Source organism: Anaerosoma tenue (assembly GCF_023161965.1).
GTDB classification, from domain to species: domain Bacteria; phylum Actinomycetota; class Coriobacteriia; order Anaerosomatales; family Anaerosomataceae; genus Anaerosoma; species Anaerosoma tenue.
Window position 1 is genome coordinate 287,447 of sequence record NZ_JALNTY010000002.1, and the last position, 14,809, is coordinate 302,255.

The 14,809-nt window shown below is 67.0% G+C and carries 18 protein-coding genes and 1 tRNA gene; 2 read left to right on the forward strand and 17 right to left on the reverse strand.

Features of this window, described 5'->3' with window-relative positions:
- Positions 1 to 46: 46 nt before the first annotated feature.
- The 12 genes from rplI to MSB02_RS06445 all read right to left on the reverse strand — a co-directional run bounded on the left by rplI (position 47) and on the right by MSB02_RS06445 (position 7,982).
- Positions 47 to 646: a 50S ribosomal protein L9 gene (gene rplI / locus MSB02_RS06390; RefSeq protein WP_267194402.1), complete on the reverse strand. Its 600-nt coding sequence runs from the start codon at positions 644 to 646 to the stop codon at positions 47 to 49.
- Positions 647 to 710: 64 nt separating this feature from the next.
- Positions 711 to 1,721: a DUF2232 domain-containing protein gene (locus MSB02_RS06395; protein WP_267194403.1), complete on the reverse strand. Its 1,011-nt coding sequence runs from the start codon at positions 1,719 to 1,721 to the stop codon at positions 711 to 713.
- On the reverse strand, positions 1,702 to 1,965 hold the full coding sequence (gene rpsR / locus MSB02_RS06400; RefSeq protein WP_267194404.1) for a 30S ribosomal protein S18: 264 nt from the start codon (positions 1,963 to 1,965) through the stop codon (positions 1,702 to 1,704). Before rpsR ends, MSB02_RS06395 begins: the two co-directional genes overlap by 20 nt.
- A gap of 82 nt (positions 1,966 to 2,047) precedes the next feature.
- Positions 2,048 to 2,476 carry a single-stranded DNA-binding protein gene (locus tag MSB02_RS06405; protein ID WP_267194405.1) on the reverse strand — a complete coding sequence of 143 codons (429 nt, stop codon included), beginning with the start codon at positions 2,474 to 2,476 and terminating at the stop codon, positions 2,048 to 2,050.
- Between the two features lie 53 nt (positions 2,477 to 2,529).
- Positions 2,530 to 2,823 carry a 30S ribosomal protein S6 gene (rpsF, locus tag MSB02_RS06410; RefSeq protein ID WP_267194406.1) on the reverse strand — a complete coding sequence of 98 codons (294 nt, stop codon included), beginning with the start codon at positions 2,821 to 2,823 and terminating at the stop codon, positions 2,530 to 2,532.
- A gap of 145 nt (positions 2,824 to 2,968) precedes the next feature.
- Positions 2,969 to 3,934 carry a murein hydrolase activator EnvC family protein gene (locus tag MSB02_RS06415; RefSeq protein ID WP_267194407.1) on the reverse strand — a complete coding sequence of 322 codons (966 nt, stop codon included), beginning with the start codon at positions 3,932 to 3,934 and terminating at the stop codon, positions 2,969 to 2,971.
- A 211-nt stretch (positions 3,935 to 4,145) separates the two neighbouring features.
- Positions 4,146 to 4,220, reverse strand: a tRNA-Gly gene (locus MSB02_RS06420).
- 83 nt (positions 4,221 to 4,303) lie between these two features.
- The gene (locus MSB02_RS06425; protein ID WP_267194408.1) at positions 4,304 to 4,969 is read right to left on the reverse strand and encodes a potassium channel family protein; all 666 of its coding nucleotides are present in this window, start codon (positions 4,967 to 4,969) and stop codon (positions 4,304 to 4,306) included.
- Between the two features lie 3 nt (positions 4,970 to 4,972).
- Positions 4,973 to 5,614, reverse strand: a complete 642-nt coding sequence (locus MSB02_RS06430) for a potassium channel family protein (protein WP_267194409.1) — start codon at positions 5,612 to 5,614, stop codon at positions 4,973 to 4,975.
- A gap of 212 nt (positions 5,615 to 5,826) precedes the next feature.
- On the reverse strand, positions 5,827 to 5,973 hold the full coding sequence (locus MSB02_RS06435; protein WP_267194410.1) for a DUF5679 domain-containing protein: 147 nt from the start codon (positions 5,971 to 5,973) through the stop codon (positions 5,827 to 5,829).
- A gap of 80 nt (positions 5,974 to 6,053) precedes the next feature.
- Positions 6,054 to 6,728, reverse strand: coding sequence for a lipoprotein intramolecular transacylase Lit (locus tag MSB02_RS06440; RefSeq protein ID WP_267194411.1), 675 nt, complete (start codon positions 6,726 to 6,728; stop codon positions 6,054 to 6,056).
- A 3-nt stretch (positions 6,729 to 6,731) separates the two neighbouring features.
- Positions 6,732 to 7,982 (reverse strand): GGDEF domain-containing protein, encoded by a 1,251-nt coding sequence (locus tag MSB02_RS06445; protein WP_267194412.1) that lies wholly within the window; start codon positions 7,980 to 7,982, stop codon positions 6,732 to 6,734.
- Between the two features lie 129 nt (positions 7,983 to 8,111).
- Between MSB02_RS06445 and ccsA the strand changes: the two genes are divergently transcribed.
- Positions 8,112 to 9,074 (forward strand): cytochrome c biogenesis protein CcsA, encoded by a 963-nt coding sequence (gene ccsA / locus MSB02_RS06450; protein WP_267194642.1) that lies wholly within the window; start codon positions 8,112 to 8,114, stop codon positions 9,072 to 9,074.
- Between the two features lie 10 nt (positions 9,075 to 9,084).
- Entirely contained in the window at positions 9,085 to 9,723 is a 639-nt protein-coding gene (locus MSB02_RS06455; RefSeq protein ID WP_267194413.1) for a hypothetical protein, read from the forward strand.
- Here the strand turns inward: MSB02_RS06455 and MSB02_RS06460 are convergent.
- The 5 genes from MSB02_RS06460 to MSB02_RS06480 all read right to left on the reverse strand — a co-directional run bounded on the left by MSB02_RS06460 (position 9,720) and on the right by MSB02_RS06480 (position 14,741).
- A complete protein-coding gene (locus MSB02_RS06460; protein ID WP_267194414.1) occupies positions 9,720 to 11,552 on the reverse strand; it encodes a M28 family peptidase in 1,833 nt (610 codons plus the stop codon). The two genes, MSB02_RS06455 and MSB02_RS06460, sit on opposite strands and share 4 nt — an antisense overlap.
- A 99-nt stretch (positions 11,553 to 11,651) precedes the next feature.
- Positions 11,652 to 11,981 carry a hypothetical protein gene (locus tag MSB02_RS06465; RefSeq protein ID WP_267194415.1) on the reverse strand — a complete coding sequence of 110 codons (330 nt, stop codon included), beginning with the start codon at positions 11,979 to 11,981 and terminating at the stop codon, positions 11,652 to 11,654.
- Between the two features lie 2 nt (positions 11,982 to 11,983).
- Complete coding sequence (gene hcp / locus MSB02_RS06470) at positions 11,984 to 13,627, reverse strand: hydroxylamine reductase (protein WP_267194416.1); 1,644 nt, start codon at positions 13,625 to 13,627, stop codon at positions 11,984 to 11,986.
- Positions 13,628 to 13,868: 241 nt separating this feature from the next.
- Positions 13,869 to 14,255, reverse strand: coding sequence for an ATP-binding protein (locus tag MSB02_RS06475; RefSeq protein WP_267194417.1), 387 nt, complete (start codon positions 14,253 to 14,255; stop codon positions 13,869 to 13,871).
- Between the two features lie 24 nt (positions 14,256 to 14,279).
- Entirely contained in the window at positions 14,280 to 14,741 is a 462-nt protein-coding gene (locus MSB02_RS06480; RefSeq protein ID WP_267194418.1) for a nitrous oxide-stimulated promoter family protein, read from the reverse strand.
- Positions 14,742 to 14,809: the final 68 nt, after the last annotated feature.

Consider the following 14,809-nt stretch of genomic DNA (forward strand, 5'->3'; position numbering starts at 1 on the left):
GCGTACGTGGCGCCGCCGGGCGGCGCCACCCTTGCCCGGCCTCGTACTACTCTTCGACTGGTTCGCCCTCGGTGTCGTCTTCTGCAGCCTCGGCCTCCGCGACGGCGTCAGCCTCGGCTTCCGCCTCGGCCTCCATGGCCTCCGCCTCGGCGACGATCTCCTCGGCAGTAGGGGCCTCGGGCTCGGCTACCGGCACGCCACCCAGCGGCACGACGTTGAGAGTCACCTGTGCGGTGACATCGTCGTACAACCGCACGTCGATCACGTGCTCGCCGAGGGTCTTGATGTGGCCGTGGAGATCGAGCTTCCTGCGGTCGACATCCACGCCGATCTGCTCGATGAGCGCGTCGGCCACCATGCCTCCGGTGACAGAGCCGAACAGCTTACCGGTGTCGCCGGCTTTGGCTTCGATGACGATCGAGCTACCCTCGACCTTCGCCGCCAGGACCTCGGCCTCGGAACGCTTGGCTTCTTCGCGCTTCTTGATGTTGTGCACCCGGGCCTCGAGCTGCTTGAGGTTGCCGGGGGTGGCCTGTATGGCCATCTTGCGGGGCAGCAGGTAGTTCGTGGCAAAGCCACGTGCGACCTCTATCACGTCGCCTTCCTTACCCCTGCCCTTCACATCGGACAAAAGGATGACTTTCATCGTCTCTCCTACTCGTTCCTCGCCGCTCCGCTGAAGCGGCGCGGTACAGTACTGCTTCGTTCGACTACGTTCCCGCAGGACCGTCCTTCCGGTCCCCGGGGGTGGCTCCATCCCTCGGCAATCGCCGGAGGTTGAGCCAGATGTCCGCCAAGCCGGTCAGACTGACCGCCGGGAAGAGCATCTCGGTCACACCCAGGATCGCGAACCCAAGGAACCGGAACGACCGGGAAACGCCTGCCCGGCGATACAGTCCCGCGAAGACCGCGACCCCCTGCAGGAGGAACACCATCCTGGCGACCACCAACAGGTTCATGCCCGCTTGTTCGACCACGGGAGCGGTCTCGGCCACGAAACGCCCTACCGCCAACGCGCCGACAGCGGCGATGGCAAGCAACGCCGTCTTCGGGTCGAGGTCGAGATCGGCCAGGGCCGGGAACCTTCTCACCCGCTGGTCGAACCGTGACGCCGATCCGGCGACGGCAGCGACCGCGAACAAGGCGGTCGCACCGCTCATCGTCACCAACAACGCAGGCCAGCCTTCCACGAACGCATCCACGAGCTCGTCCGCCATGCCGGCCAGGGCTGCCATCTCACGCGTGGCTGCCGTCACGTACTCCGTGGCGGAAAGACCTGCTCCTGATGCCAGTGATGCAACGGCTATCAGCTCGACCGCAGAAAGCACCAGAGTCACGATGCCTACTACGCTCAGCGCACCCAGCCGCTTGAGCAACCCTACTGTCAAGATACCGCACACCAGCAGCGAGACCGTCACCCACGCGAAGTGGACGTACGGCACACGCGCCGTGACCGGTACACCCATGAGCGGGACGAACAGGATGTATGCGGACACCGACGACAACGCCGTGGCGACCGCTCCACCCGCCACCGCACTCATGATGGCCACGGATCCGCGACCCCGCGCCCACAGCGCGGCGATCGCCGATGCCGCCACCGGAAGGCCTACGACCGGGTGGACGAGCACCACGAGCAGCGAGCCGGCGATCGCACCGATCACCGGAACGAGCGCGGCCCGACCGCCCTGGGCGGCCGAGGTGTCATCTCCGGCCCTTGCCATCGACCTTCCCGCTCACCACAGGCACCGCGTAAGGGATCAGTGCCATCTCGCGGGCGCGCTTGACGGCAGTGGCCACCTGGTGCTGGTGCTGCGCGCAGTTGCCCGAGACACGCCGCGGCTTGATCTTGCCGCGATCGGTGGTGTACTTGCGCAGCATGTTGATGTCCTTGTAGTCGATGTACTCGACCTTGTCCTTGCAGAACGCGCAGTAGCGCCGCTTCGGCTTACGTGCGTATTCGCTCATCTACGTACCTCCTTCCGGGCCCCGATGGGGCGGTGTCCGAAAGCCGCGGCGGAGAGGGGTTCCGCCTGCGACCGGTCTGTGCTTAGAACGGGATCTCTTCTCCGAGGTCATCGGCCGCAGAGCCGCCGGACGACGCCGAAGCGCTGCCGGAGCCGCCCGATCCGCTGTAACCGGAACCACCGCGCGAATCGAGGAACTCGATGTCGTCTGCGATGACCTCGATGGCGCTGCGCTTGTCACCCTGCTGGGTCTCCCACTCGCGCCACCGCAGCTTGCCGTCGATGCCGATCCGCATGCCCTTGGTGAGCATGCGGGACAGCGACTCTCCGCGCGCGCCGAACATCGTGACGTCGATGTAGTTGGGCACGTCTTCCCATGCCCCGCTGTCCGAGTTCTTCCGACGATCGTTGAAGGCGATCCTCATGCTGAGGATGTTCAGCCCGCCAGCGGTCGCCCGGAGCTCCGGATCGCGCGTGAGATTGCCCGTCAATACCACTCTGTTGATACTCATTGATGCCACCTTACCTCGTGAATCCGACCGTTTCTGGCCGACCGGATGTACCGCTACGCCAGGTCGTCACGACGGACGACCATGAAGCGAAGCACCTGGTCGGTGATGTTCAGGACACGGTCGAGCTCGGCAACGGTGGCGGCTTCAGCGTGGAACAGGACGACCTGATAGTCGCCCTCTTCGGTGTGATCGATCTCGTGGGCAAGCCGGCGCTTGCCCCAGACTTCCTCGGAGTCGATCGTGCCGCCATCTGCGGTCAGGATAGCCCGGATCTTCTCCAGGACACCCTCCCGCGCCTCGTCATCGAGGGTGGGGCGCATGATAAGCATGAGTTCGTAAGCCTTCAATGTTTCACCTCCCTTGGGCTTGTGCGGCCCCGGGACGTGAAGGCGATGCCCGGAGCAGGAAATGAAGCTCCCGGAGTGTAGCAGAGACCCGACCGTGTCACAACACGTTACCCCCGGCCTCTGACACACACGGGCGTATCTCCCTTCATCGCACGCACGCCAACGCCTTCGAACGTGCGAGGAGTGCAACCCCCAGCGCGAGAGCGCAGCCGACGGCCGTAGACGCCGCTGACGGGATACCCGGAACGCTCGACATGTGCGTCGAGCCGGCCCCCGTGCTCCTTCTCGCGCGTGGCTGCCGCGTGACGCCCGCGGCGCCGGATGCAGTGCGCACGCCCCCGTCCTCGATCAGCCGGGCGCTGGGACCCACATGACCGGCCACCACGGACCCGGTGTGCCCGGCGGTCGCATCGACCGGCTCACCGGCAGATGGAGCGATCGGGACAGACGACGAGGACCGAGAGGCGACATCCGTTCGGGCACGGGCAGAGGCCTCCTGCACGCCCATGATGATCACAGCCGGGCCACCGGTCGACATGCCGGCGTGGACGGCCTCTACTGCGGGAGCGGACGAGGATGGCACGTCGGGCACAGTGGCTCCTGAGACCTGCTCGCAGGACGCAGAGCCGCTGTCCGGAACCGCCGGAACCGGCAACATCGGAGCGGGGTCGCGGTATGCGTCACCCTCGCGCAAACCCATGTGCAGGTGAGGCACGCTCATCGAATCGTCGCCAGTGGGCGCAAGGCGCCCGACCACCTCCCCGGCATGAACCGTATCACCCACGGAGACGTGCAGTGCCTCGAGCGGGAGCAAGCTCACCCGTATCCCCTCGGCGATCTCGATGGTGACCGCACCGCATGTCCCGCCGCCATCGGCAGGCACCGGACCGGCGAACAGGACGCGTCCCGCCGCCGGTGCGCGCACCGGCGAGGAGGCGGGCGCAGCGAGATCGACCCCGCGATGGACACCGCCGACACACGACGCACCGAAGGGTGTGTCGATGGACGCACCGTCCACGGGCATGCACCACTCGGCACCGAATACGAGAGCGGAGCGCCCCAGCGATAGGAGGACGACGGCGCAAGCGATAAGGACGATGCGACGCTTCATGATCCACCCCTTCCAGACGGCCGGCCGAAGAGGGGGTGGCAGGCATGAACGAACACTTGTTCGTAGTATCACCGAGTAGCGGCTGGAGGGAAGTACGCTGGTGACGAGCGGCTGCACGGGCCGATGGGCGGCGACACTCGTCGCACGGACGGACGACGCATCGCACCGGACGCACGAAAGGGCCCGCCGGGGGCCCCTTCGGTCTGTGCGCTGGAGCGGGTGACGGGACTCGAACCCGCGACACTCGGCTTGGGAAGCCGATGCTCTACCACTGAGCTACACCCGCGATGCCTGCGTATTGTAAGGCACCGCTCGAACGAGCGGCAAATCTCGTCCGAAGGCTACGCCGCTACCCGTAGGACAGGGAGGTCACTCGCCGGTGAGCGCCTTCTTCAGCGCCCGTTCGTGCGCGACCTTTGTGAACGCGATGACCACGTCGCCGGGCTGCATCTCCGTCTGACCGTGAACCGGGATCGTGTCGTCGCCGCGGAGAAGCGCCACGATCAGACAGTCGGCCGGCAGGTTCAACTCGGCCACCTGCTTGCCGCACACCACGCACCGGTCGACCGGAAGTTCGATCTCCACGATCGCCATGTCGCCCTTGCGAAGCGCCATGAGCGTGCGCATGTCCCCGATGGTGGCCTCTTCCTCGATCAGGCGGGAGATGATCGTGGTTGAGGATATGGCCTCGATGCCGAGCGCGTGGAAGATGTGCTCGTTCTTGGGGTTGTTGACCCGTGCGACGGCGCGCGGCACGCCGAAGGCGATCTTGGCAAGCTGGCAGGCCACGAGGTTGTCGTCATCGTCACCGGTGGCGGCCACGAACACGTCGGCACGGGTAACGCCGGCGTCCTCTTGATACACGGAGTCGCACCCGTCACCGAGCACGATGAGCGGATCTCCCGGGAGCTCGGCCGCGAGCTTGCGGGCAACGTCCTCACGCTTCTCGATCACGGCCACGGCGTGGCCGTGATCGAGGAGTTGGCGGGCGAGGTACGACGCCACCTTGCCGCCGCCGTTGATCACCACGTACATGGCCTACCCCTTCATGAACCGTTCGACTTTGGGGAAGTACTCGTCCTTCACCGCCGCGAACAGGATGTCTCCCTCGTGCAGCACGGTGTCGTCATCAGGTACGTGGGCGGCCCGCCCCCGCATGATCGCGAATATCCTGAATCGGCGATCGACCTCCAGGTCCGAGACCCGATGGCCCTCGACGGCCTCCCCCGCCTGGAACTCGATGACCTCGATGTCCTCGACCGAGTTCAGGTGGTGTCCGTGCCCGGACTTGATCTTCTCCACGAGCGACTCGGCCACCAGCGTGGTGCCGCAGACATAGTCCAGGTCGAGCTGCTGGTACGTGCGCTCACGTACGGGGTTGTAGAGTCGCGCGACGACGTGTCGCACGCCGAAGATCTTCCGTGCCACCTCGCACGCCATGAGGTTGGTGTTGTCGAGGTCGGTGGTAGCGGCGAACGCGTCCGCCTCACGGACGCCCGCTTCCTCGAGGATGTCTTCATCGAACCCGAGGCCCCGTATGGTGACCCCGTTGAAGGAGCCGCCCAGTCGCTTGAAGGCTGTCTCGTCGCGGTCGATGACCACGACGTTGTGGCCCTCGACCGAGAGCATCGTTGCGAGTTGGGAGCCAACGCGCCCGCATCCGACGACGATGATGTTCATGGCCGAGCCGTCCCCCGATCCGCGTCGTGGGTGACCTGTCGCCGGCTGCGGCGACAACCGCTGACGCTACTCCTGGCATACCCTACCGTCAATACGCCCGACACGCACCATCGAGCCGTCCCGCTGGGGCGCAGCGGCCCCGTCCGATCGCCCGGGACGCAGGACGGGCGCCCCGGAAGGCGCCCGTCCGACAACACCGCGCACAGCGGTGGTTACTTGCCGATCTTGAAGATCTTGGTCCCACACTCGGGGCAGATGCCCTGGGTGGCCGGACGCCCGTTCTTCATGGTGATCTCCTTGGCGTCCTTGATCTCACGCTTGGCCTTGCACTTGACGCAGTAGCCTTCCTTAGCCGCCATGTGCCCTACCTCCTCGATCTGTCGATGACGTACCCCGGTGGGGTGCCGTTTAGCCGTGGGAGCTCGCTGCTCCGAGGCCACTATACACCGTACGTACCCTCTGTGAAGCGGGATCGGCGCCCAAATGCCCATAAGGCCGTCGCACACAGACCGATCAGGCCGCCCCACACGACCGCCGACCAGCCCCAGAACGGGAGTGGAAAGACTCGTATGAGCAGGGCGTCTTGGGGGAATACCCATGTGCCTTCAGCGAAGAACAGCTCGTGGAACCGCGTGAACAGCACGCCGAAGTCGGTAGCGCCTACGAGTGCCGCGAGGAGCACGGCGGTCGCCAGCGCCATCGCGGCCAGCGTAGCGGCCCTACGCACGGAGCGCCGGCCCGGCGTCGTGCGCAAGCGCATCACCACCCACACGGCCAGCGTCACCACCAGCACGAGCGTGATCGTACGCGCAGGGACGATCACGTCCCGGACGTCCACGAGGTGCGCCACCGCCGCTTCATCGAACGCCGGTCTTCCCTCCACCGACGCAGGCAACCCGGGCGCATCGCCGTCCGTCACGAACCGCCGCACCGCCTCGGCCATGTCCTCGGTCCCGCGCTCGCTCAGGCCGGTGCGAGCCGACGAGCCGACCAGGCCGGTCATGGTGCGCACGTACAGAGGAGTGGTGAGAACGCTCACCGTGACGCCCAGGACCGCGAGCGCCACGGCCGCTGCCGCGATCACGGGCTCGAGACGCGTGAGGAGCGCCTTCACCTGCTAGCCCTCCAGGGTGGCGGCGAGCGCCGCGCCGGTGGCGGAGGTCTTCACCGTGTTCCCCCCTGCCAGCACGGCGAGTGACAGCATGCTGTCCGCGGCGTCCAGGAGCGCCTCGGGGGTGTCACCGTCGGCCGGTGCGAACACAGCCCCCACACTCACCGTCACGCTTACGCCGCCCACGCGGGTCGACTCGACCGCCTGCCTGAACGTCTCGGCCACCGCAAGGACGCGGTCAGCCAGAGGCGTTTGGTCATCGAGACCGCGGGCCACCTCCGGTACGATCAGCGCGAGCTCCTCGCCGCCCACGCGACAGGCCGTGTTGACCTCCCAGCCCCCGCCGCCGGTGTCCGCACTGGCAACGTCTCTCAGCCTGCGTGCCACTGTGGCGAGGATCTCGTCACCGATATCGATCCCGAAGGTCCGGTTCACGTCACCCAGCCTGTCCACGTCGGCGACGATCAACCCGAGCTGGCGGTTGTTCCGTCGCGCTCTCTCGCACTCGGTGGCAAGCACTCGCTGGAAGTAGTGGCGATTGTGAAGCCCTGTGAAATCGTCGATGAACGAGCTCTCGCGCAGCTCCGCCTCACGCAACCTGATCGACTTCATCATCAGCATGCCCACCAGCGCCGCGCCGGAGAAGAGCGTGATCTGCCACAGATAGCGCACCACGACGTACGTGCCGTTGGCCTCGAGCCCGGAGGCGATGAAGGGGAGCTCCACGTGGGGCAGCCAGCCGAAGTACTCGCCGGTGAGCACTGAGCCGTACATCAGCGCTGCGCTCGCCACGAGCATCCACACGTGGGAGCGCCTTGGCAGGATGAACGCGCCTTCGAGGATGAACACCAGGTACATGGCGGAGAACCACGAGTACACGCCGCCGCTGTAGTGGATGAGCACGGTGGCTACGAGCATATCGAACAGCAACTGCGCCTGGTTCAGGAAGGCGACGTTGGCGACCTTGCGCACCGTGGCCTGATAGAAACCGTTGTACATGAGGACGAAGATCAGCCCGATCGCCGGTATCGTCATGTTGGCGATCAGCACTTCGAGATCGGTGGAGGTGGCGTACACGCTCGCGCCGACCACCGAGAAGCCCGCAAGCACCGCGACGATGGCCCAGCGCACCCGGATGACCAACTGTACGCGCTCCATGTTGGCGCGGAGCGCCTCGATATCGTATTGCGTAGGCTGCTCTCGCCACGACACGACCGCACTGCGCGCCAGCATCCTGGCGAACCTGCTCTGCTTCACGTCCGTCCTCCGTGAGAGGGGAGAACCGCCTGACAGGTGCCGAGTGTAGCACGCACCGGTTCGCCCTCCGCGCGCTCGCCGATATACTGTGGCGGTGGTCGACACCCTCTGCCGGGAGCCGCCGTGGTCATGCCCCAAACGATACTCGACGCACTCGATGCCTCCATCGGTACCCTTGCCTCGCTCGGGTCTGTCATCGCTCCCGCGATCGCCGTCGCCGCGGTGGCCGTGGTCGTGACCGCTCTCGGCGTCCGGCGCGCGCGTCCGCTCAGGATCGCGATGGGGGCGCTGGTCGTCGCACTCGCCCTCGGCGAGGTCCTGCTTGTCTGGTTCCACCTTCGTCTGTGGCAGCTGGCCGAGGTGATCGACCCGGTCACCGGGGCAACGGCCGGAACTTTCGCCGTCCCGCTGTGGATCGAGTCGGAGAAGTTGTACGTGTGGGCCCTCATTCTCGCGGTGATCGCGCTTGTGGCCCGGCGCAAGGGCGATGAACTGCGCCCGTTGCTCGGTACTGCGGCCGCCGCGCTGGCTATCGGCGCACTCGTATGGGGCCGACCGTTCGCCGACCCCCTTCCCGACTTCCTCGGCAGTTATCGCGCATACCTTGTCGCGTGGACGTCCGGTGACACGGGGATGGCGATGGGGCTCGCGCAGGGGTTGGCGGCATCGCGTCAGTACTACTACAACACGTGGTACATGTGGGCGCACCCGCCACTGCTCTTCCTGAGCTACGGTGCGTTCGTCGCGTCCTTCTTCGGCAGCATCCTGATGCTTGTCCACCGGCGCTCGTCGTACGAGCAGGTCGCGTACCGATGGGCCCGGCTCGGCTACCTCCCGCTGACGCTCGGCATGGTGGTGGGGATCCCGTGGGCGATCATCGCGTGGCAGGGTGAGTCGTGGTGGTGGTCGGGCAAGGTGAACATGTCGATCATGATGTGGCTGCTGTATACCGCGTACCTCCATGCCCGGCTGTACCTGCGCCGTCCGGGGATGTGGCGCGTGGTGGCTGCTCTCGCGGTGCTCTCGTTCGTTGCGCTCGTGCTCACGTATGTGACCACGTATGTGATCCCCGGCGCGCACTCGGTGGTGTGAGGAGATGTCTGTGGAGCGGAGCGCGCAGTCGAACGGGGCCAGGACATCGTGGGACTTCGCCCTGATCGCCATCACGGTGGCCCTGATGGGGGCGCTGGGCGTCCAGTCGCTCGTGGGGACGCTGTACACGTGGTGGGCGTACGCCAATGTGACCGGATGGGAGCGGAGCGGACAACCGCAGTTCATCGCCACGATGAACGCGGTCGCCGCGCCGCTCGTAGTGGCGCTCGTGGTGGTCATGGGACTGTGCGTGCCGAAACGGCTGCTGTCGCGGCGGACCCTGGTGGTCGTCTCAGCCGGGATGGTCGCCGCGGGTGGGCTCGCCGCGCTCATCACACGATCCGTCACGACCGGACTCACGGTCTACCTGTGCGCGGCTGCGGCCATCCAGGTGGTGGTGGTCGTCCTCACCCTCGCCGGGACGCAGGGGCTGCGCTACCTCTCGGAGAACCGGATCGCCAAGGCAGGCTCGGGGCTGCTGCACCTCGGGTTCATCGTGGCGGCGCTCGTGATCGTCGCGCTGCAGCGCTCGGCGGCGATGCTTCCCGCGTCGCTCCTGGCCGCCGCGCTTCTCACCATCGGCTCGGGGCTGGCGTTCTACGCGCGATCGTCATCGCGGGCGGCGATCGATGAGGAGACTGCCGGCTAGAGGTCGCGCACGAGCGCGGTCACGAACCGCACGGCCTGCTCGACCGTGGGCTCGGAGACCGCATCGATCGTGTCGGTGTGCCAGTGCCAGTTGGGGAGCCGTCCGTTGATGTCGAACGCCATCACGCTCATGGCGCGGTACCCGCGCGACAAGGCGACCGACGCGTCGCTCACCGTGCCGGTGCGCTCACGACCCTTCACGAGCATGTCGTTCTCGCGCGCAGTCCGCTTGGCCTGGGTCACGAGACGCCGGTCGGCCCGGTGCGTCGTTGCTCCGCCCTCCCGCGAGACGAACGAAAGACCGCCCGCACCCACGGTGTCGATGTTGATGAACATCGCGTCACGCAGATCCTCCCCGTACGCGTCGAGCAGCGTCCGCATCCCCCAGCCGCCGGCCTCCTTGGCCCCGGTGGCGACGAACCAGATCTCCTTCTCGGCAAGCGCGCGGTCGACACCGTCGGTCACCCGGCGGCGGATACGCGCCGCGATGGCCGAGGGGTCCGCATAGTCACCCGCATCGCTCTCGCCGGCGGCTCCCGCCTTGAAACCGAACTCGTCATCGTCGTCGAGGTTGTCCCAGGAGCCGATCTCCTTGCCCGCACGACGGACATCGAACCCTCGCCCGATGCCCAGCCAGTCGCGAAGGCCCCTGCCCTCATCCTCGTCGTCATCGCGCTCACGTCGTGAACGCGAGCGTCCACGTCGGCCGGATGGCTCCTCCTCGTACTCCTCTGGCTCCGGGACCTCGGCCACGGGTTCGGGCATCGCCTCATCCTCGAATCCCATGTCCATGCTCACCTGGCCCGGTACGGCCTCCTCGAGGTCCCACCCGGCTTCGGCGTCATCGAGGCCCAGACCCTCGTCCTCACGGTAGACGGATGTCTCGCCGCGGGGCTGCACGGATGTCCCGATACCGGTCGGCTCAACCTGCGCGGGTATGCCGATGTCAGTCGTCCGGAAATCGTCCATGCCGAGGTCGTCGATCTCGATCGGCAACTGTTCATCGCGAGTGGCCGGAGCGACCGGGCGGTACTCGAGGACGACGTCCTCGTCGAGCTCACCGGCCTCCTCGACGGCCTCCTGTCCGCGGCGCACCGGGGCGCGCCGCTGCGACTCCTCCACCTCGGGAACAGTGGCGGCCATGACCGCCAACATCGCAGCCACGCCGGAGGCATTGTCGTTGGCGCCGTCGGTGGCGTGCGAGAGCAGTTCCTTCTGAAGCGCGGCCGCCACCGGCACCAGCATCACGATGGCGCCAACAACCGCCACGTAGCCCGACCACGGCTTCCACGAAGCGGCGAACGGCAGCGCGGTCAGCGCGATCCAGATGGTCACGCCTACCGGGACCCACCGCGTGAGCACAGCGACGGTACCGAGATGACGCACGAATCCGGGGCTCGTGAGGAACGAGGGGCGGGCCGTGTCGTAATGCGCCACGATCACGACGCGCCGCAGGCGCTCGTTGCGTCGCGCCCGTGGCACGTGCCTGCCGATGAGGTTCTGGCTGGGACCGCTTCCCAGGTAGCGGGAGATGACCGGCTTGCCGGACGCATCAAGCCACACGAGCGCCGCCACGAGCGCGGCGAGCGCCAGCGCGGGAAGACTCCACCACACCGCAAGCACCGAAGCGCCGATCAGCAACAGGCCGTGCACTATCGTGGCCCGGCCGTCAGAGCGCGGGCAATCGAACTCCTGGCGCTCCACATCGACCCCATACGAGCGCATCGTGTCTTCGATGTGGTCCGCGGCACGCGACTCGGCATCGGTGGTAGCCGGTCGTGGGCCGATGGTGTCCGCGAGTTCGCGTATCTGCTCCATGACGAGCGACATGCGCACCTCCAGGCGGGTCTCGTTCCCGGGCGGCCGCGGCCCGGGGCCATCGCTGCCATGATAGCGCAGGCTGGTCACGGACGGCGCGCAAGCGGATGGCTACATGCCCATCCCGGGCATCCCTTCGCTGTGGCAGTCGAAGCACTCGCTCATCCGGTACGACGCATGCGATTCGACCACCGCGGGGTCGTCGCTGTGGCAGACGCAACCCGGGATCTCCACCGCCAGCGGGTCCGACCCGCCGGCGGGCGCGCTATCGGCCGCGTCCGCGGTCCCCGCCTGCGGATCGGAGGTGCCCACAGGCGTCGCCTGAGACGACGCCTGTGGGGTCACCGGTTTGCCGAAGGCGAACATCGCGGCCACCAGCACTGCGGCTGCAAGCACCACTACGCCGATGATGACCCCGGTGCGCTTCAGCGTCTCGTTCATGCCTATGCCGCGCTCTCGCCGAGGATGGCCTCAAGATCGGCACCCGCCGACTCGCCGATCGGCTTGATGTCGAAGTTGTCCACCAGCACCTGCAGCACCGCGGGGGTGATGAACGCCGGCAGTGTGGGGCCAAGGCGGATGTCCTTGATACCGAGATGCAGCAGCGTGAGCAGGATCGCGACCGCCTTCTGCTCGTACCAGGACAGGATCATCGAGAGCGGCAACTCGTTCACGCCCACCCCGAACGCCTCGGCAAGCGCGACAGCGATCTTGATGGCCGAGTACGCGTCGTTGCACTGGCCCACATCGAGCAAGCGGGGGATGCCGCCGATCTCGCCGAGCTGGTGGTCGAAGAAACGGAACTTGCCGCATGCGAGCGTGAGCACCACGGTATCGGCAGGCGCCTCGTCCACGAAGTCGGTGTAGTAGCTGCGGCCGGGCTTGGCTCCGTCGCACCCGCCCACGAGGAAGAAGTGGCGGATGTCGCCGTTCTTCACGGCCTCGATGACCGTGGGAGCGACCGAGAGCACCGCGTTGCGGCCAAAGCCCACCATCACAGAACCGCCGTCCACCTCATCGGTGAAGCCGGGCAGCTCAAGCGCGCGGTCGATGACTGCCTTGAAGTCGCCGTTCTCCACGTGCACGGCGCTCGGGTGCGCCACCCGGCCGGTGGTGAAGATGTTGTCCGCATAGGTGTCGCGCGGGTTCTGGATGCAGTTGGTGGTCATCAGGATGGCGCCCGGGAACTCGTCGAACTCCTTGCGCTGGTTCTGCCACGCGGTGCCGTAGTGACCGTAAAAGTGGCTGTGCTTCTTGAGCTCCGGATAACCGTGCGCCGGCAACATCTCGCCGTGCGTGTAGATGTCGATGCCGAGGCCCTCGGTCTGCTCGAGCAGCTCCTGGAGGTCCTTGAGGTCGTGACCGGAGACCAGGATCGCCTTGTTGGGCCGGTGGCCGAGCGGCACGCTCGTGGGCACCGGGTGACCGTACGCGCCGGTGTTGGCAGCGTCCAGCAGCTCCATGACGCGCAGGTTGACCTCGCCGGTCTTGAGCGCAAGACCGACCCAGTCGTCAAGGTAGAGGTCCTTGTCCGAGAGCGCCGCGAGCAGTTCATGCTCGAACGCGTAGATCGATGGATCGGTGTGGCCGAGCACGCGGGCGTGATCCGCATACGCCGCGATGCCCTTGAGGCCGTACACGGCGGTCTGCTGCAGCGCCTGGATGTTCTCGTCGCGGTCGTGGTCTGAGAAGATGCCCACAGCCTCGCCCTGCGCGACGAGCGCGGCAAGATCGCCGGCCGGCTCGAACGCCACGGACGGGTCGTCAGCCGGCACGACCCCGCCCGCGGCCTCGACGTTCGCACGGAGCGCCGACTTCACCTCAGCGCCACGGCGGATCAGGCCCGCAAGGTGCTCGGCGTCGAAGTCCACATTGGTGACCGTCGTGAACAACCCGCCGGTGACGTACTCATCGGCCACGTCGTCGGTGACGCCGACCTTGGCTCCGGCGACCGCGATGGCCGCGATGCCCTTCAGCTGGTGCAGCAGGAGGTCCTGCAACGCCGCTACCTCGGGCGTCTTGCCGCAGACCCCGACGGTGGTGCACCCCACGCCCTTGCTTGCCTGTTCGCACTGATTGCAGAACACGTGCCTCACTTCCTTTCATCAAGGCGACCGACCCCACGGGTCCGCCGCGAGTTCCGCAGGCGGGGGAGGCGCCGAGAACGCGGAGCGTTCGAGGTGCCGAGGGCCCCCGCCGAGGACTGTCTGAGCGCCGGACCTGTGGGGTCTGGCGCCGCGCGCCGGACCTGTGGGGTCGGTCGCTGTTGCGCCGGACCTGTGGGGTCTGGGGCCGCGCGCCGGACCCGTGGGCCTGGCGCCGTGATGCTCAGCCGTGGATGAGCGCCGGCAGACAGCGGGTGCAGACCCACTCGCTCCGGCCCTGCTGCCGCACCGGGAGCAGCGGCGCGTGATCCTCGTCGACCCCGCACTTGAAGCAGACCTGCGGTATGTAGGTCTTCTGCTTCTCGGCGATGATCGGCTCGGCGGCCTCATGGTCGAACGGCACGGCCTCACGCGTCTCAAGCGTGAGCGCTCCCGTGGGACATACGCCGAGGCAGAAGCCTGCGCCGTCGCACAACTCCTCGCGGACCACCTTCGCCTTGCCGTCGACCATCACGATCGCGCCTTCGGCGCATGGGCTCACACACAGCCCGCAGCCGGTGCAGAGATCCTCGTCGATCCTCACTATCTGTCTGGTGACTGTCGTTACCACCGCGGTTCCTCTCGTCTCGCGCCGCTACCGTGCGGCGTCGTCGGTGTTCCCGGCCGACCGCGCCTCATGATCGGCGCGTCGTGCCATCTCCCGCTTCCATTTCCTCGCCTCGAGCGCGTGCTTGATGCCCGGGATCGCGTACCCGTGCCACATCGAGCGCGGCCCCGCGTACGTCATCATCTGCCGCTGCCACTCCGACTCGTCCGGCTTGTAGCAGTGCGTGTCACAGTGCGCGCAGAACGGCTTGGGGTCCCGGGGGCAGTACGCCCGGCGCTTCTCGGCGTAGCGGATATGCGCCGCACACTCCTCGCACAGCCTCGGGACACGTCGACCGTATACGCCAAGGCGGCTCGCATCGCTTTCGAGTGGAGGACGCTCGCGATCCTTGTGCTTGGCTGCGCAGTAGATGGCCGCCAGGCCCGCTACGATGCGGGTATCGGAGCGGACCTTCTTGTCGCGCATGCGCTCTGCGAACCTGTCTGTCATGCGGTGCTGCTCCTGCCGGGACCACGGTCATTGCGTAAGAGACGGTACCGATGATGTACCCGCCAGTC